This window comes from Brevundimonas sp. SH203, from assembly GCF_002157625.1.
Taxonomy (GTDB): Bacteria; Pseudomonadota; Alphaproteobacteria; order Caulobacterales; family Caulobacteraceae; genus Brevundimonas.
Window position 1 is genome coordinate 285,639 of record NZ_BDMM01000005.1, and the last position, 15,152, is coordinate 300,790.

Below are 15,152 nucleotides of genomic sequence, written 5' to 3' on the forward strand. Positions count from 1 at the left end.
TTAGGCCGCTCGGAGCCAGGAATAGATATCGATCGCTTCTTCAATGTCATCAAAGCACTTCACCTTGCCCGACTCGATAATAAGCGCGCGATCACAGTGTTGAGAAATCAGGTGCATGTCGTGCGACGCCATAAGATATGCACGCCCCGAACGATGCTGGAACAGTTCTTCCTCGCACTTTCTTTGAAAACGCGCATCGCCCACAGCCACAAGTTCATCGATCAGATAACAGTCAAACTCGATGGCGAGAGAAAGGCCAAACGCCAGACGCGCCCGCATCCCCGATGAATAGTGTTTGACAGGGCGTTTCAGAGCCTCACCCAACTCAGCGAATTCATCGACCCGCAAAAGAACGTCGTGGTAGTCCCGGTCATAGAGGCGGGATAGGAAACGAACATTGTCCAGCCCGGACAGGCTGCCCTGAAACCCGCCGCCAAAACCGATAGGCCATGACGAAGTCATCCGCCAGTCTATGCTCCCGGCCGATGGCTTTAAGATTCCGCCAAGCATCTTGATGAGCGTCGACTTCCCTTGGCCGTTTCGCCCCAGAATCGCCAACCGCCCATTACGTGCAACATCGAATGACAACCCCCTGAAAAGAGGGGCCGATGCCGAGGCATAGGTTTTGCTTAGCTCCCTGACACGGAGCCCGATGCCATCATCCATTAGAACTGCTTATGTTCCCGGATACCTGCGTAAACCAACCAGCCGAGACCATAGGCTAACAGGCTCGAAAGCAGCACGCTGAAAATCCCAAACCAACGACGCGGCAGAATAGGCTGATCCGCCAGATTGGGATTCACAATCCGTTCCAGATAAAGATTCTGACGACGCGCCTCATTACGAGCCGAAATCACAGCGGCGGTGGACTGAGCCAGACGCTTGTCGGCTATCTCCTGCTCAACGAGAAGCTGTTGATAACCGGCGACTGACGACGCCAACGAGCCTGCAGCGCCTGCCATTCTCGCCCGCTCTGCGGTCAACTGACGCTCAAGCGCTGCAATGCGACCATTCATGCTGGCGAGTTGAGGGCTTTGAGGAGCGCCCGCCTGCAATTGGTCACGTTCGGCCTTCAAGCGGGCGATAGCCACCAGCAAATCTGACGAAACAGCAGAGCTTTCACGCGCAGAAAGCTCCGGGTCGACATAGCCTTGAGAATTGCGGAAAGCCGTCAGACGCTGGCGCACCAGAACAAGATCCGCCCGCGCCTCTTCTTCAGCCCGCTCTGCACCCTGGACCGCATCTCTAGCCGCCCGTTCATTAAGACGGTTCACCAGAGCCTCGCCTCCAGACAAGAGGGCGTTTGCAATAGCTTGCGCATCCTCTCCGCTGAAAGCCTTGACGCGCAGCGTGCTGATGCCCGTGCGGCCCTCGTAGCCAACGGTCACAAAGCGCTTATAGCCCTTGTACAGCCCTTCCACGCTGTCATCCTCGCCTAGACGCGGATAGCGCGTCCAGAAATCCGCCCCCGAACGCCCGATTTTTTTCCGCACATCCACGGTATTTTGGACGTAGGCTAGACCATCGCGAGACGTGACATATTCATGCACGGCGAAAGAATCATTCATCGCGCTCTGAATCCCTACGCCTTGCAGGGCTAAGCCCAGATTCGAAGGCTGCTGCTGATTGGGACTGCGCACGACGAAGCGCGCTTCAGATACATAAAGCGGCGACGCGATGACAAGATAGTAGAGCATCGCCAAGGCAGTCGGCAAAACGACCACTAAAAGAAATCCCAGAGGCAGACGAGACCACCACTGCCGATCAGAAGCTTCCCCTCCTGCCTTTTCCTTAAGGGCGCCTAGATACTTAAACTGCGTATCGTTCATATCAGCACGAACCAGAAACCGTCGATCAAAACATCAAGCATACTATTCGACCTCAATGCGATCTAATGAAGAATAAACCATCAACAACCCAACGATATTCATGATCGCACCCACAATGAGCGCGTATCCGAAATCGTAGTGTGTCTCAACAAACTCGCCGAAAATCGCCCCCCGAATAGCCTCTGTTCCATGAACAAAGGGGATGTACAGCATCACCTTCTGGGCTGACGGCGGCAGCCAGGCCACCATGAAGAACGCACCGGACACAGGCATAAGCAAATAGCTGATCAGGCCAACAACGCGCTCAACAATCTCATATCTCATCACCAGGCCAGTCATGATGAGCCCCAGTCCTGTAGCGCAGAATGCGATCAATCCCCAACCGGCATAAAGCAAAAGATAGTTTTCAGGAGGCTGAACCTGCTGAATGAACGCCAGGACGGCGTACAGAATGGCGAAAGACAGCGTCCCACCTGCGACTTCCAAGAGGACTCGCGTCGCCAGTATGTGCGCGGGGGTTACAAAGCGGTGATATAATAAGCCGACATTGGACTGAACCGCAGGTGTAAGGAGGCCGATAAGGCGCCGCATCAGAATAAGGCACATATAACCGGTCATTACGAAAGGAGCGAGACGAAGCCCGTGCTCACTGGCGAAGGTCGGCTTGACGACGCTCCACAAGGCTATGACGCCGACACAGAACAGCAGCGGTTCACCGACCAACCATAAAAAGCCGATCCCTTCGCGACCAAACCGCGTGGTCATCTCGCGCATCAGAAGCGCGCCGATAACTCGACTATGCTGCCGAAACTCCGCGACGATCATCGACATCCTTACTAAATGCAAGAAACACCGCGAACTTCCAACCTGTTCAGGTTCTGGCCGCGACGATTTGGTATGACATATGGCGCGTAACTAGCCTCAAGAAAACAACCTTCTCGTGGCCTCGCTGCGCGCCACCCTCATAAGCTCACAAATTCAACAGCGCCGGATCCCCGCCCTGCGCGGCGATGTTCACGCTGATCGCCTTCTCTGCGGCATAGCGGATCAGGCTGTTGGGACCGCCGGCTTTGGGCCCCGTTCCCGACAGGCCTTCGCCGCCGAAGGGCTGGACCCCAACCACCGCGCCGGTGATGGAGCGGTTGACGTAAACGTTGCCGGCCGGGACCAGGGAGACGACCTCGTCAGCGAAGGCTTCGATGCGGCTGTGGACGCCGAGCGTCAGGCCGTAGCCGCGCGCGGCCAGCTTGCCGGCGACCGTCTTCAGGTCGGACGGGGCGTAGCGGTGGATGTGCAGGATGGGGCCGAAGACCTCGCGTTCCAGGAAGTCGGGCGTGGGGATTTCGGCGATGGTGGGGGCGAACAGGTCGCCCTTTTCGGCGCCCATCGGCAAGGCGGCGCGGGCGATGATCTTCGCCTCTTTTGACAGGCGCTCGACGTGGGCTTCCAGGGCGCGGCGGGATTCCAGGTCGATGACGGGGCCGATGTCCGTCCCGGGGTCGGCGGGGTCGGCGACGGTCTGGACGGCCAGAGCGCCCTTCAGCCCCTCGATCAGGGCGTCGGCCGAATCCCTGGGCACATAGAGGACGCGCAGGGCCGAGCAGCGTTGCCCGGCCGAGCCGAAGGCCGACTGGATAACGTCGTCGATCACCTGTTCCTTCAGGGCCGTGGTGTCGATGAACATGCCGTTCAGGCCGCCGGTTTCGGCGATGAAGGGGATGATGGCGCCGGGGCGGGCGGCGATCGAACGGTTGATGGAGGCGGCCGTGTCGGTTCCGCCCGTGAAGGCGACGCCGTCGACGCCCGGATGCGTGACCAGGGCCGCGCCGACCGTCTCGCCGCGTCCGGGGACCAGCGCCAGCAGGTCGGGGTTCAGGCCCGCCTTGTGATACAGGCGCACGGCCTCGGCGGCGATCAGGGGCGTCTGTTCGGCGGGCTTGGCCAGGACGGCGTTGCCGGCGGCGAGGGCCGCGGCGATCTGGCCGGTGAAGATGGCCAGGGGGAAGTTCCACGGGCTGATGCAGGCGAAGACGCCGCGTCCGTGCAGGATCAACTGGTTGGTCTCGCCCGTCGGCCCCTTCAGGGTTTCGGGCGCCGAGAAGTCGCGTTCGGCCAACAGCGCGTAATAGCGGCAGAAGTCGGCGGCCTCGCGCACCTCGGCGACGCCGTCGTTCAAGGTCTTGCCCGCCTCGCGGCTGAGCAGGGCGACCAGACGGTCCATGTCCGCCTCAAGCGCATCGGCCATGGCGCGCAGGGTCACGGCGCGTTTGGCGCCCCCCTGACGGTCCCACTGAACCTGGGCGTTGGCGGCGGCTTCGACGGCGGCGTCGATGTCCGCGGCCTCAGCCTCGGACACATGACCCAGCACCTGCGAGCGGTCGAACGGATTGGTCACGTCCTGAGGATTGATCCCGGCGCGCAGCTTGCCGCCGACGATGGGGCCTGAGGTCAGCTTCTCGCGGTCGACTCCTTCGAGGGCCTTGGCGTGGGCTTCGCGGTCGGCGCTTTGCGAATAGTCGCGGCCGAGGGAGTTCTGACGATCGCCGTACATGTCTTTCGGAACCGGAATCTTGGGGTGACGGTCGGGCGCCTGCTCGACCAGGGAGATGGGATCGGCCGCGACCGCCGAGGCGGGCACGCGCTCGTCCAGCAGGGCGTGGACGAAGGAGGAATTGGCGCCGTTTTCCAAGAGGCGACGCACCAGATAGGGCAGCAGTTCCTCGTGGCCTCCGACGGGGGCATAGGCGCGCACGATCACCGTCTCGTCGGACCATTTGTCGATGGCGGCGTCGTACAAGGCCTCGCCCATGCCGTGCAGGCGCTGATGCTCGACCGTGACGCCGCGATCACGCGCCATGCGGCGCACGGCGGCAAGGGTGTGGGCGTTGTGGCTGGCGAACTGGCTGTAGATCGCAGGCGACTCCTCGATCATGGCCCTGGCGCAGACGAGGTAGTTCAGGTCGGTCGCCGCCTTGGTCGTGAAGACCGGATAGTCGGTGCGGCCGAAGACCTGGGCGCGCTTGATCTCCGTGTCCCAATAGGCGCCCTTGACCAGACGCACCATCAGGCGACGGCCCGAACGGCGGGCCAGGTCGGCGACCCGCTGGATCGTCTCCAGCCCCCGCTTCTGATAGGCCTGAACCGCCAGACCCAGCCCGGTCCAGCCGCCCAGCGACGGTTCGTGCGCCAGCCGGTCCAGCAGCTTCAACGACAGGGCCAGACGGTCCGCCTCCTCGGCGTCCATCGTGAAGTTGATGTCGTGTTTCGCCGCGATCCGGGCCAGCCGCAGGATGCGCGGATACAGATTGTCCCACACCCCGTCCTCGTGCGTCGCCTCATAGCGGGGCGACAGGGCCGACAGTTTCACCGAAACGCCGTGGCCGTGTTCCGGCCCCTGGCCCTTTGACGTCTTGCCCACCGCCTCAATGGCGTCGGCGTAGATGGTCTCGTAGCGATCCGCGTCGGCCAGGGTCCGGGCGCCCTCGCCCAGCATGTCGAAGCTGCACAGCCAGCCTTCCTTGTTCGACCGCTTCAGCGCCGCCTGGATGGTGCGGCCGACGACGAACTGTTCGCCCATGATCTTGACGGCGGTGGCCACGGCCTGACGGATCACCGGCTCGCCGATCCGGCCCGCGATCCGCTTCAGGAAGCCGGACAGGTCGGTTTTGGCCTCTTCATCGACGTCGATCAACTTGCCGGTCAGCATCAGGCCCCAGGTCGAGGCGTTGACAAACAAACTGTCGGACTGGCCCAGATGGCTGGCCCAGTCGGCGGAACCGATCTTTTCGGCGATCAGGCGGTCGCGCGTCTCCTCGTCCGGCACGCGCAGCAGGGCTTCGGCCAGACACATCAGGGCCAGGCCCTCGCGGGTGCCCAGCGAGAACTGCTGCAGGAAGCTTTCGACCACCCCCTGTTTCTTCTGGCTGCGGCGGGCGTGTTCGACCAGGGCCGTGGCCTCGTCCACCACGGCGCGGCGTTCGTCCGCGCTCAGGGGAATGCGGGCCAGGTTGGCGGCGACGGCCGCACGCTCGTCGCGGAACTTGTCGTGGTCCAGCCCGTCCCAGGCGGCCAGGCTAGAAGGCGTGAAGGCTGAAGCGGTCATGGCGGACAAATCCTGTGGATTCACCCCCTATATGTCGGAGTTCATCGAAGGTGCTTCGTATGATAGATCATCAAGCCGAAGATCATTCGTATTCAAGGCCTATTTTCCGATGATCGAAATTGACGCCATCGACCGTCGCATCCTGCGGGTTCTGCAGACCGACGCCCGCATCTCCAACGCCGAACTGGCCCGTCGATGCAACCTCTCGCCCGCGGCCTGTTTCGAACGGGTCAAACGGCTGCGGGAAAAGAACGTCATCACCGGCTACGCCGCCATGATCGACCCGGCCCAGGTCGGGCGCGACCTGTTGATCTTCGTCGAGGTGCTGCTGGACCGCACCACCGGCGACGTGTTCGACGGCTTCGCCGAGGCCGTCCGCACCCAGCCCGAAGTCCTGGAATGCCACATGGTCGCCGGCGGCTTCGACTATCTGATCAAGGCCCGCGTCGCCGACATGGACGCCTATCGCGCCTTTCTGGGCGACGTGCTGGTGCGGATGCCGGGTGTGCGGGAAACCCGAACCTATGCGGTGCTTGAAGAGGTGAAATCGACGACGGTGTTGCCGTTGTAAGCTACATCCAATCACCTCGGATTGCCTGATCTGCAGCTTCGACTTTCATGCCAGGTGACGAACGCATCCAGTTCGCCTAAGCGTCATGTCCCAATACACCGAGGGTCATCACCGCGCCGATGTCGGTCATCTTTCCTGTCATCATGTGCGGCGGCTCCGGCACGCGGCTGTGGCCCGCCTCGCGCCCTTCACGGCCCAAGCAGTTCATTCCCTTGGCGGGAAATCGGTCGCCGTTTCAGGAAACGGTCGAGCGTGTTGCCGACCTGGCCGGCGCCCAGGGACGCCTGATCGTCATCGGCGGCGTGGCGCATCGGCAGGCGATCTGTGAACAGCTGAAAGAACTGGGACGTGACGCCGTCGTCCTCTTGGAACCGCAGGCGCGCGATTCCGCCGCCGCCATGGCCGCCGCCGCCATCTGGACCAAGCGCCAGGACCCCGAGGCGGTGAATCTGTTCGTGGCGTCCGACCATCACATTCCAGATGGCGCGGCCTTCCGCGACGCCGTTTGCACCGCCGGCTTGGCCGCGTCGGCCGGCCGCATCGTGACATTCGGCGTCGTGCCTTCCGGTCCCTCGTCGGCCTATGGCTATATCGCGCCGCGCGGCGAGGGTCTGGCCGAGGTCGAGGCCTTTGTCGAAAAGCCCGACCTCGCCACTTCCGAACGCTATATCGGCGACGGCTATCTGTGGAACAGCGGCAACTTCATCGTCCGCGCCGATGTGCTGAAGGACGAGCTGCGCCAGACGACCGCCGGTTTGATCGAGGCCGTGACGGACGCGCTGGATTCCGCGCTGATGGACGGCGGCGCCCTCATCCTGGGACGCCGGTTCGGTGATGCACCCCGAATCTCGATCGACTACGCCGTCATGGAAAAGACCCGACGCGCCTCGGTGCTTCCGGTCGCCTTCGATTGGTCGGACCTCGGCGCCTGGGACGCTGTTCACAGGTCGGGGGAGGGCGATGTCGGACTGCATGTCTTCGAGGACGCCGAAAACTGTCTGGTGCGTGCTTGCGACGGCGTTCTGGTCGCCGCCGTCGGCGTGTCCGATCTCGCCATCGTGGTCGAGCGGGACGCCGTTCTGGTCACCGATCTGGCGCGAAGCCAGGACGTGCGAAAGGTCGTGAAACGACTGGAGGGCCTGTCGCCTCGCCATCTGGATTTCCCCCAGCCCCAGAAAGAAACGCTTGAGCAAGGCGCGGTCCGTTTCGCGGCATGGATGCGCCAATCGGCGCTGCCGACCTGGTGCACCCTGGGACAGAACGCCGAAGGCGGATTCGAAGAGTTGCTGACGCAGGACGGACGGCGACTTCAGACATCGCGTCGGGCCGTGGTGCAGGCGCGCCAGCTTCAGGTCTATGCCGAGGCAGGCCGCCTCGGCTGGTCAGGCCCGTGGCGTGCGACGATCTCGTCAGGCCTGGACTGGACCCGTCAACGTCTGATGAAGATCGACGGTCGAGTGCGGACCCGACTGTCTTCAGCCGGCGCGCCCGAAGACGAGACGACGGCCGTCTATGATCAGGCCTTCCTCCTGTTCGCCCTGGCCGGCGTCTCGGTCGCTGCGCCAACCGCGGATGTCGAGGATCGGGTGACCCGCCTTCGCGATTCGCTGATGGCGTCGATGGAAGCCGACGGCGGCGTGGTGGAGGTCGGCGCCCATCCCTACCAAGCCAACGCCCACATGCACCTGCTGGAAGCCGCTCTGGCCTGGGAGGACGCTGGCGGCGACGCCTCCTGGACGTCGCTGGCGGATCGGATCGTTCATCTGGCGCGCAGCCGGTTCATCGACACCCAAACCGGCACGATCAGAGAGTTCTTTTCGTCCGACTGGTCCCCGGCAAAGGGATCGGACGGATCGTTGGTCGAGCCGGGTCATCAGTTCGAATGGGCTTGGCTGCTGGCCCGGCACTCCAAATCCCGAGACGATGCCGAGGGATTGAGGGTTGCATGGCGGCTGTTCGAGGCGGGATTGAAAGGCGTCGACCCTGCGCGCGGCGTGGCGATCGACGCGATGGACCTGGACGGCTCGGTCCGCAGCGCCCGCGCCCGCCTGTGGCCCCAGACCGAATGGCTGAAGGCGTCGCTGATCCTGTCGTCCATGACCGACGACTGGCGGCGAGATCTATGTCTGATGCAGGCCGCCAGAGCGCAACGCGCCCTGTGGCGCTACCTGACGCCGGTCGGACTCTGGCATGACAAGATGCTGGAAAGCGGCGACTTCATCGACGAACCCGCGCCCGCCAGTTCCCTGTACCACATCATGGCCGCCTACAGTCAGGTCAGGGCCACGGTCGGGTCGCTTCGCCCTGACCTGGCTTCGGCCCTGGCCTTGTCGTGAGGCGCCACGACATCCGTCTCGCCATCGTCATGCGAACCGTCTAGAAGTTCCGCCCTTACTCAACGGCTCAGGGTCCGCCCGCCTCAATGCGCATCGTTCTGGCCACCGACGCCTGGGAACCTCAGGTCAATGGCGTCGTCCGCACCCTGACCCGCACCGTGGCGGAATGCCGGGCCATGGGGCACGAGGTCGAGGTCATCGAGCCCAGCCTGTTCAAGACCATCCCCTGCCCCACCTATCCGGAAATCCGGCTGGCGCTGGGGGCGGAGGAAGAGATTCGCGAGATGCTGCGCGCCTTCGAGCCGGAGGCGGTGCATATCGCGACCGAAGGCCCTATCGGCATCGCCACGCGCCGCATCTGCGTGGAATGGAAGCTGCCGTTCACGACCAGCTATCACACCAAATTCCCTGAATATGTCTCGGCGCGGTTCCCGATCCCGGTTCAGGTCGGCTACGCCTATATGAAATGGTTCCACAAGCCGTCGGGCCGGCTGATGGTGGCGACGCCGACGCTGCGCGACGAACTGGTCGAACATGGGTTCAAGAACGTCTCGCCCTGGTCGCGCGGCGTGGACACCCAGGTGTTCAACCCCGATCTGGAACGCATCTACGATGAACTGGGCGGTAAAGACTGGCCACGTCCGTTCTTCCTGAACGTCGGCCGGGTGGCGGTCGAAAAGAACATTGAATCCTTCCTGCAGCTGGACCTACCCGGCACCAAAATCGTCGTCGGCGACGGCCCGGCGCGCGCGGAGCTTCAGGAAAAATATCCCGAGGCCAAGTTCCTGGGCGCCAAGTTCGGCGACGACCTGGCCCGCTGTTTCCGCGACGCCGACGTCTTCGTCTTCCCCAGCTGGACCGACACCTTCGGCCTGGTGATCCTGGAGGCGATGGCCACGGGCACCCCCGTCGCGGCCTATCCGGCCCACGGTCCCATCGACATCATTCCGGGGTCGAATGCGGGGGCGATCGACAAGGACCTGCGAACCGCCTGTCTGGCCTGCCTCGATCTGGATCGAAAGGCCGTGCGCGCCTATGCGGAAAAGTTCAGCTGGCGCGCCTCGGCCGAGCAATTCGTCGAGAACCTGCAGCCCTATCCCGAGCCGGAACGTGGACGATTCTGGCGTCGCCTGCGCCGCATCGCCCGCATCCGCAAACGCGCGGCGGCCTGAAGCGCGCCGAATGCCCAAGCCTCGTCAAGATTTGACGCCGAACACGGCGGACTATGAAAATCTGCCCTTCGTGAAGCCGACGGGGTTCCGCGAGTACGATGCGCGCTGGATTCTGGAGAAGGAGATCAATCTCCTCGGCATTCAGGCGCTGGGCCTGGGTCTGGCGACCTATGTGCACGAGATCGGGGTCAAGCCCAGGATCGTCGTCGGTCATGATTTCCGCGGCTATAGCCTCAGCGTCAAACAGGCCCTGATCATCGGCCTGCTGGAAGGCGGGATGGAGGTTCTGGACGTGGGTCTGGCCCTGTCGCCCATGGCCTATTTCGGCCAGTTCGAACTGGACGCCCCCTGCGTCGCCATGGTCACGGCCAGCCATAACGAAAACGGCTGGACCGGGGTGAAGATGGGGGCGAACAAGCCCCTGACCTTCGGCCCCGACGAAATGGGCCGCCTGAAGGAGATCGTGCTGGGCGGCCAGGGCGTCGCCCGCGACGGCGGCAAGCTGGTGCGCATCGACGACTTCCGCGAAACCTATATCGCCGACGTGGCGTCCAAGGTTCAGATCAAACGTCCGCTGAAGGTGGTCTGCGCCTGCGGCAACGGCACGGCCGGCGCCTTCGCGCCCGAGGCCCTGCGCCGCATGGGCGTCGAGGTGATCGAGATGGACACCGACCTCGACTACACCTTCCCCAAATACAATCCGAACCCGGAAGATCACGCCATGCTGGTGCAGATGGCCCAGCGGGTGAAGGAGACGGGCGCCGACCTGGCCCTGGGCTTCGACGGCGACGGCGACCGCTGCGGCGTGGTGGACGACACAGGCGAAGAGATTTTCGCCGACAAGATCGGCTTGATGCTGGCCCGCGACCTGTCCAAGGTTCATCCCGGCTCGACTTTCGTCGTCGATGTGAAGTCGACGGGCCTGTACAAGACCGACGAGGTTCTGAAGGCAAACGGCGCAGAGGTCGTCTATTGGAAGACGGGCCACTCCTACATCAAGCGCAAAACCGCCGAACTGGGCGCCCTGGCCGGGTTCGAGAAGTCGGGCCACTTCTTCATGGCGGGCGATCTGGGCCACGGCTACGACGACGGCCTGGTCGCGGCCGGCGCCGTTCTGGCCATGCTGGACCGCAATCCTGGCAAAAAACTCTCGGAACTGAAGTCCGCCCTGCCCGACGCCTGGACCAGCCTGACCATGTCGCCGCACTGCGACGACGAACTGAAGTACGGCGTGCTGGACCGGATCGTGAAGGAATACTCGGACCTCGCCGCCGCCGGGGGCGAAATCCTGGGCCGCAGTATCGTCGAGGCCATCACCGTCAACGGCGTGCGCGTGCATCTGGACGACGGCTCATGGGTCCTGGTCCGCGCCTCGTCCAACAAGCCCGAACTGGTCGTGGTGGTCGAAAGCATGCGCAGCGAAGACGATATGCGCGACCTGTTCCGCAAGGAGATCAAGCCGCGCCTGGCCGCCTATCCCGAGATCGGCGCCTTCAATCAGGAAATCTGAGAACGATCAGTCCTCTATGCGACTGGGCCGCTGAACCAAACGGCGTCCCGGTCGCTTCCTCCCAAACCTCAAGGCGGGAGGATGGATTGCCACGGTATTTTTTCCATACCCAGAACGGCGACTGCGTTCGCGACGATCAGGGCGAAGACCTCAAGAGCGTGGACGCCGCGCGCGAGGAAGCGGTGGCGGTGCTGGGTGAAATCCTGCGCTATCGCGGGGCGTCCTTCTGGGACACGCGCGCCTTCAGCGTGATCGTCACCGATGCGGACGGGGAGACGGTGATCAGCATCACGGCCTCGGCCTCGGACACGGCGCCGGAGGGGTGGACCTTGCCGCGGGGCCTGCAATGACCACCGCCAGAAAAACCTCTCGCGTCGAAACCCTGGTCGACAAACTGTCCCTGCGCGACCGACTGTCGGCCGAGGAGGTCGCCGCTCTCGAAGCCGTGCTGGACGCGCCCAAAACCGTCGCGCCCGGCGCCGACATTGTGCGCGAACACACACGGCCGATGTACAGCACCCTGCTGATTTCCGGCTTCTCCGCCCGCTATTCGACGCTGGAGGACGGATCGCGCCAGATCACCGAGATCAACGTCTCGGGCGACTTCATCGACCTGCACAGCCTCTTGATGAAACAGATGGACCACGGCGTCGTGGCCCTGAGCGACTGCGTGATCGCAGAGACGCCGCACGCCGCCCTGATCGACATCACCGAACGCCATCCGCATCTGGGGCGGCTATTGTGGCTGGATACGATCATCGACGCGGCGATCCATCGCCAGTGGCTGGTGGCCATGGGGCGTCGCAGCGGCCTGGGCCATCTGGCGCATCTGGTTTGCGAACTCTACCTGCGCCTTCAGGCGGTGGGCCAGACCGGCGAGATGCGGTTCGACCTGCCCCTGACGCAGAGCGTGCTGGGCGACGCCCTGGGCCTGTCGTCGGTCCACGTCAGCCGCCTGATCACCGAGATGAAGAGCGAAGGCCTGGTGAACTGGTCGGGCGGCCGTATCGAGATTCTGGACTGGCGTCGTCTGTGCGAGATCGCCGAGTTCGACCCGACCTATCTCCGTCTGCAATGCGAGCCCGTCTGACGGCTTAACCCATGTTATCGCAGGGTGTGTCGGGCGCGGCCTAAGACGCCTCATGCACCCATCGACCCTTGCGCCCACCCTGTTGTCGTTGCTGGCGGTGCGGGGGGTTGATGCGGGCGATGCGATACCGGCGCAGGCCGGCCAGCGCACCACGGCCGCACGGAACGACGAGCCGCACATCACCCTGATCCTGAACGGCGTCGTGGCGCGGCTGGGCGCGGACCAGAGGCTGTGTAGAGGTCTGGCGGGCGGCGGCGAACTGATCAATCTGGACGCCGCGACAGAACAGACTGCAGACGAGACCGCCCTGTGGTTGACGCCCGGCCAGTTCGTCTCCGTGCCGGCCGCCTGGTTGGTTCGACATCTGGATGCCGAAACCCTCACCGAGGCGGTCCTGACCGATCTTCGCCATCGCAACGCGGCCCTTCAGACCGAGGTGGCTCGCCATGCGACGCTGAAGGTCACGCAGCGCCTGGCGGCCCTTCTGCTCGACATCGCCGAACGCGGCGGCGTCGAGCAGGTGTCCCTGCGCCAGAGCGATCTGGCCGACCTGATGGCCGTGCGTCGCGCCAGCATATCGGTCGCCTCGACGGAGTTGTGCGCCGCCGGCGCGATCCGGCTGCGCCGCGCGGCGATCCAGATCGTCGATGCTTACGCCCTGGCTGTCGCGGCGCAGGCCGTCGTGGCCCGGGCCGTCATTCGACCGTGACGGACTTGGCCAGGTTGCGGGGCTGGTCGACGTCCGTGCCCTTCTGGACGGCGGTGTAGTAGGCTAGCAACTGCACCGGCACCGAATAGATCAGCGGCGCGATCAGGGGGTGGCAGTCGGGGGCGTCGACGCGGCTGATGCCGGCGCCGTGCGGATCGGGCGCGGACTGCGGCGCGATCATGATGACCGGCCCGCCGCGCGCGGCGACCTCCTGCAGGTTGGAGGCGGTCTTTTCGAACACATCGTCCATGGGAGCCAGTGCGATGGTCGGGGTCGCCTCGTCGATCAGGGCGATGGGGCCGTGTTTCAGCTCGCCGGCGGCGTAGCCCTCGGCGTGGATATAGCTGATCTCCTTCAGCTTCAGCGCGCCCTCCATGGCCAGGGGGAACATGGCGCCGCGCCCCAGGAACAGCACGTCGTCGGCCTTTGACAGGTCCTGGACCACGGCGCGGATGCTATCGCCCATGGTCAGGGCCTCGGCGATCAGGCGGGGGCTTTCGAACAACGCCCTGACCAGTTCGGCCTCCTGGGCGGCGTCGATCCGTCCCCGCGCCACGCCGGCCGTCACGGCCAGGGCCAGGAGGGCGGCGACCTGGGCGGTGAAGGCCTTGGTCGAGGCGACGCCGATCTCGGGTCCGGCGTGGGTGGGCCACAGCACCGCCGCCTCGCGCGCCATGGACGAGGAATGGACGTTGACCACCGCCGCCGTCTGCAACCCTTGCGCCTTGCACCAGGTCAGGCTGGCCAGGGTGTCGGCGGTTTCGCCCGACTGGCTGACGGCGACCGCCACGGTGCGCGGCGACACGGCGGGCGAGCGGTAGCGGAACTCCGACGCGATCTCGACGTCGCAGGGCAGGCCCGCCAGCTTCTCGAAGGCGTAGCGGCCGATCTGACCGGCGTAGAAGGCGGTGCCGCAGGCGATGATCTGGATGCGGTCCACGGCGGCGAAATCCACACCCTGCGGCTTGGTCTTGCCCGTCACCAGATCCAGATATTCCGACAGGGTGTGCTGGACGCTGTCGGGCTGTTCGTGGATCTCCTTTTCCATGAAGTGGCGATATTCGCCCTTCTCGACCAGGGCCGAGGAGGCCGCGACCTGGATCACGGCGCGCTCGACCGGCTGGCCGGCGATGTCGAACATCCGGGCGCCGCGATGGGTCACGGCGACATAGTCGCCCTCTTCCAGATAGGAAATCTTCTGGGTGAACGGGCCGACCGCCAGGGCGTCGGAGCCCAGATACATCTCGTCCTCGCCCCAGCCGACGACCAGCGGGCTGCCGCGTCGGGCGCCCAGGATCAGGTCGTCCTCGCCGTCGATCAGCACCGCCAGCGCATAGGCGCCGGTCAGGCGGTCCAGCGTCGCCTTGAACGCCTCCAGCGGCGGGCGGCCGGTCCCGAGTTCGGCGTCCAGCAGGTGGGCGATGACCTCGGTGTCGGTCTGGCTTTCGAACACATGACCTTCGGCGGCCAGTTCGGCCTTCAGCTCGGCGAAGTTCTCGATGATGCCGTTGTGGACCAGGGTGACACGCCCGGCCTTGTGCGGGTGGGCGTTGGCGGTGGTGGGTGCGCCGTGGGTGGCCCAGCGCGTGTGGCCGATGCCGACCGTGGCCTTCATCGGGGCCTCGGCCAGCACGGCCTCCAGATTGCGGATCTTGCCTTGGGCGCGGCGGCGCTCGACATGGCCATCGACCACGGCGGCGACGCCGGCCGAGTCATAGCCGCGATATTCCAGCCGTTTCAGACTGTCGATCAGCCGGGGAACGACAGGTCCGTTGCCGGTGACGCCGATGATGCCGCACATTTGCGAAGGCTCCGAGAGGTCAGACAGGCCCG

Annotated in this window: 12 protein-coding genes; 7 read left to right on the top strand and 5 right to left on the bottom strand. The window is 64.4% G+C overall.

Annotation, left to right across the window (positions count from 1 at the left end; translation table 11 throughout):
- The 4 genes from SH203_RS12585 to putA form a co-directional block, all read right to left on the bottom strand.
- Entirely contained in the window at window positions 1–666 is a 666-nt protein-coding gene (locus SH203_RS12585) for an ABC transporter ATP-binding protein (protein ID WP_087121279.1), read from the bottom strand.
- The gene (locus tag SH203_RS12590; RefSeq protein ID WP_143275734.1) at window positions 666–1,829 is read right to left on the bottom strand and encodes a chain-length determining protein; all 1,164 of its coding nucleotides are present in this window, start codon (window positions 1,827–1,829) and stop codon (window positions 666–668) included. Before SH203_RS12590 ends, SH203_RS12585 begins: the two co-directional genes overlap by 1 nt.
- A 42-nt stretch (window positions 1,830–1,871) precedes the next feature.
- Entirely contained in the window at window positions 1,872–2,654 is a 783-nt protein-coding gene (locus SH203_RS12595) for an ABC transporter permease (protein ID WP_200808924.1), read from the bottom strand.
- Between the two features lie 145 nt (window positions 2,655–2,799).
- Entirely contained in the window at window positions 2,800–5,931 is a 3,132-nt protein-coding gene (gene putA / locus SH203_RS12600) for a bifunctional proline dehydrogenase/L-glutamate gamma-semialdehyde dehydrogenase PutA (protein WP_087121337.1), read from the bottom strand.
- A gap of 109 nt (window positions 5,932–6,040) precedes the next feature.
- Here putA and SH203_RS12605 point away from each other — a divergent pair, with 109 nt between their 5' ends.
- From SH203_RS12605 to SH203_RS12635, 7 genes are all read left to right on the top strand, one after another.
- Window positions 6,041–6,502, top strand: a complete 462-nt coding sequence (locus tag SH203_RS12605) for an Lrp/AsnC ligand binding domain-containing protein (protein ID WP_087121280.1) — start codon at window positions 6,041–6,043, stop codon at window positions 6,500–6,502.
- Between the two features lie 119 nt (window positions 6,503–6,621).
- Window positions 6,622–8,838, top strand: a complete 2,217-nt coding sequence (locus tag SH203_RS12610) for an AGE family epimerase/isomerase (RefSeq protein ID WP_234989492.1) — start codon at window positions 6,622–6,624, stop codon at window positions 8,836–8,838.
- 86 nt (window positions 8,839–8,924) lie between these two features.
- Entirely contained in the window at window positions 8,925–10,010 is a 1,086-nt protein-coding gene (locus SH203_RS12615; RefSeq protein WP_087121281.1) for a glycosyltransferase family 1 protein, read from the top strand.
- Window positions 10,011–10,020: 10 nt separating this feature from the next.
- The gene (locus SH203_RS12620; RefSeq protein ID WP_087121282.1) at window positions 10,021–11,520 is read left to right on the top strand and encodes a phosphomannomutase/phosphoglucomutase; all 1,500 of its coding nucleotides are present in this window, start codon (window positions 10,021–10,023) and stop codon (window positions 11,518–11,520) included.
- Window positions 11,521–11,606: 86 nt separating this feature from the next.
- The gene (locus SH203_RS12625) at window positions 11,607–11,870 is read left to right on the top strand and encodes a DUF6894 family protein (protein WP_087121283.1); all 264 of its coding nucleotides are present in this window, start codon (window positions 11,607–11,609) and stop codon (window positions 11,868–11,870) included.
- Window positions 11,867–12,610, top strand: a complete 744-nt coding sequence (locus SH203_RS12630; RefSeq protein WP_087121284.1) for a Crp/Fnr family transcriptional regulator — start codon at window positions 11,867–11,869, stop codon at window positions 12,608–12,610. Before SH203_RS12625 ends, SH203_RS12630 begins: the two co-directional genes overlap by 4 nt.
- A gap of 52 nt (window positions 12,611–12,662) precedes the next feature.
- A complete protein-coding gene (locus SH203_RS12635; protein ID WP_087121285.1) occupies window positions 12,663–13,319 on the top strand; it encodes a Crp/Fnr family transcriptional regulator in 657 nt (218 codons plus the stop codon).
- On the opposite strand, the gene glmS is transcribed toward SH203_RS12635, so the two are convergent.
- Window positions 13,306–15,120, bottom strand: coding sequence for a glutamine--fructose-6-phosphate transaminase (isomerizing) (gene glmS, locus SH203_RS12640; RefSeq protein WP_087121286.1), 1,815 nt, complete (start codon window positions 15,118–15,120; stop codon window positions 13,306–13,308). The genes SH203_RS12635 and glmS overlap by 14 nt on opposite strands.
- Window positions 15,121–15,152 lie beyond the last annotated feature (32 nt).

Excerpts from the sequence above, each read along its gene's own strand:
- SH203_RS12585 (WP_087121279.1), bottom strand. The coding sequence starts at position 666 with ATGGATGATGGCATCGGGCTCCGTGTCAGGGAGCTAAGCAAAACCTAT.
- SH203_RS12590 (WP_143275734.1), bottom strand. The coding sequence starts at position 1,829 with ATGAACGATACGCAGTTTAAGTATCTAGGCGCCCTTAAGGAAAAGGCA.
- SH203_RS12595 (WP_200808924.1), bottom strand. The coding sequence starts at position 2,654 with ATGATCGTCGCGGAGTTTCGGCAGCATAGTCGAGTTATCGGCGCGCTT.
- putA (WP_087121337.1), bottom strand. The coding sequence starts at position 5,931 with ATGACCGCTTCAGCCTTCACGCCTTCTAGCCTGGCCGCCTGGGACGGG.
- SH203_RS12605 (WP_087121280.1), top strand. The coding sequence starts at position 6,041 with ATGATCGAAATTGACGCCATCGACCGTCGCATCCTGCGGGTTCTGCAG.
- SH203_RS12610 (WP_234989492.1), top strand. The coding sequence starts at position 6,622 with ATGTCGGTCATCTTTCCTGTCATCATGTGCGGCGGCTCCGGCACGCGG.
- SH203_RS12615 (WP_087121281.1), top strand. The coding sequence starts at position 8,925 with ATGCGCATCGTTCTGGCCACCGACGCCTGGGAACCTCAGGTCAATGGC.
- SH203_RS12620 (WP_087121282.1), top strand. The coding sequence starts at position 10,021 with ATGCCCAAGCCTCGTCAAGATTTGACGCCGAACACGGCGGACTATGAA.
- SH203_RS12630 (WP_087121284.1), top strand. The coding sequence starts at position 11,867 with ATGACCACCGCCAGAAAAACCTCTCGCGTCGAAACCCTGGTCGACAAA.
- SH203_RS12635 (WP_087121285.1), top strand. The coding sequence starts at position 12,663 with ATGCACCCATCGACCCTTGCGCCCACCCTGTTGTCGTTGCTGGCGGTG.
- glmS (WP_087121286.1), bottom strand. The coding sequence starts at position 15,120 with ATGTGCGGCATCATCGGCGTCACCGGCAACGGACCTGTCGTTCCCCGG.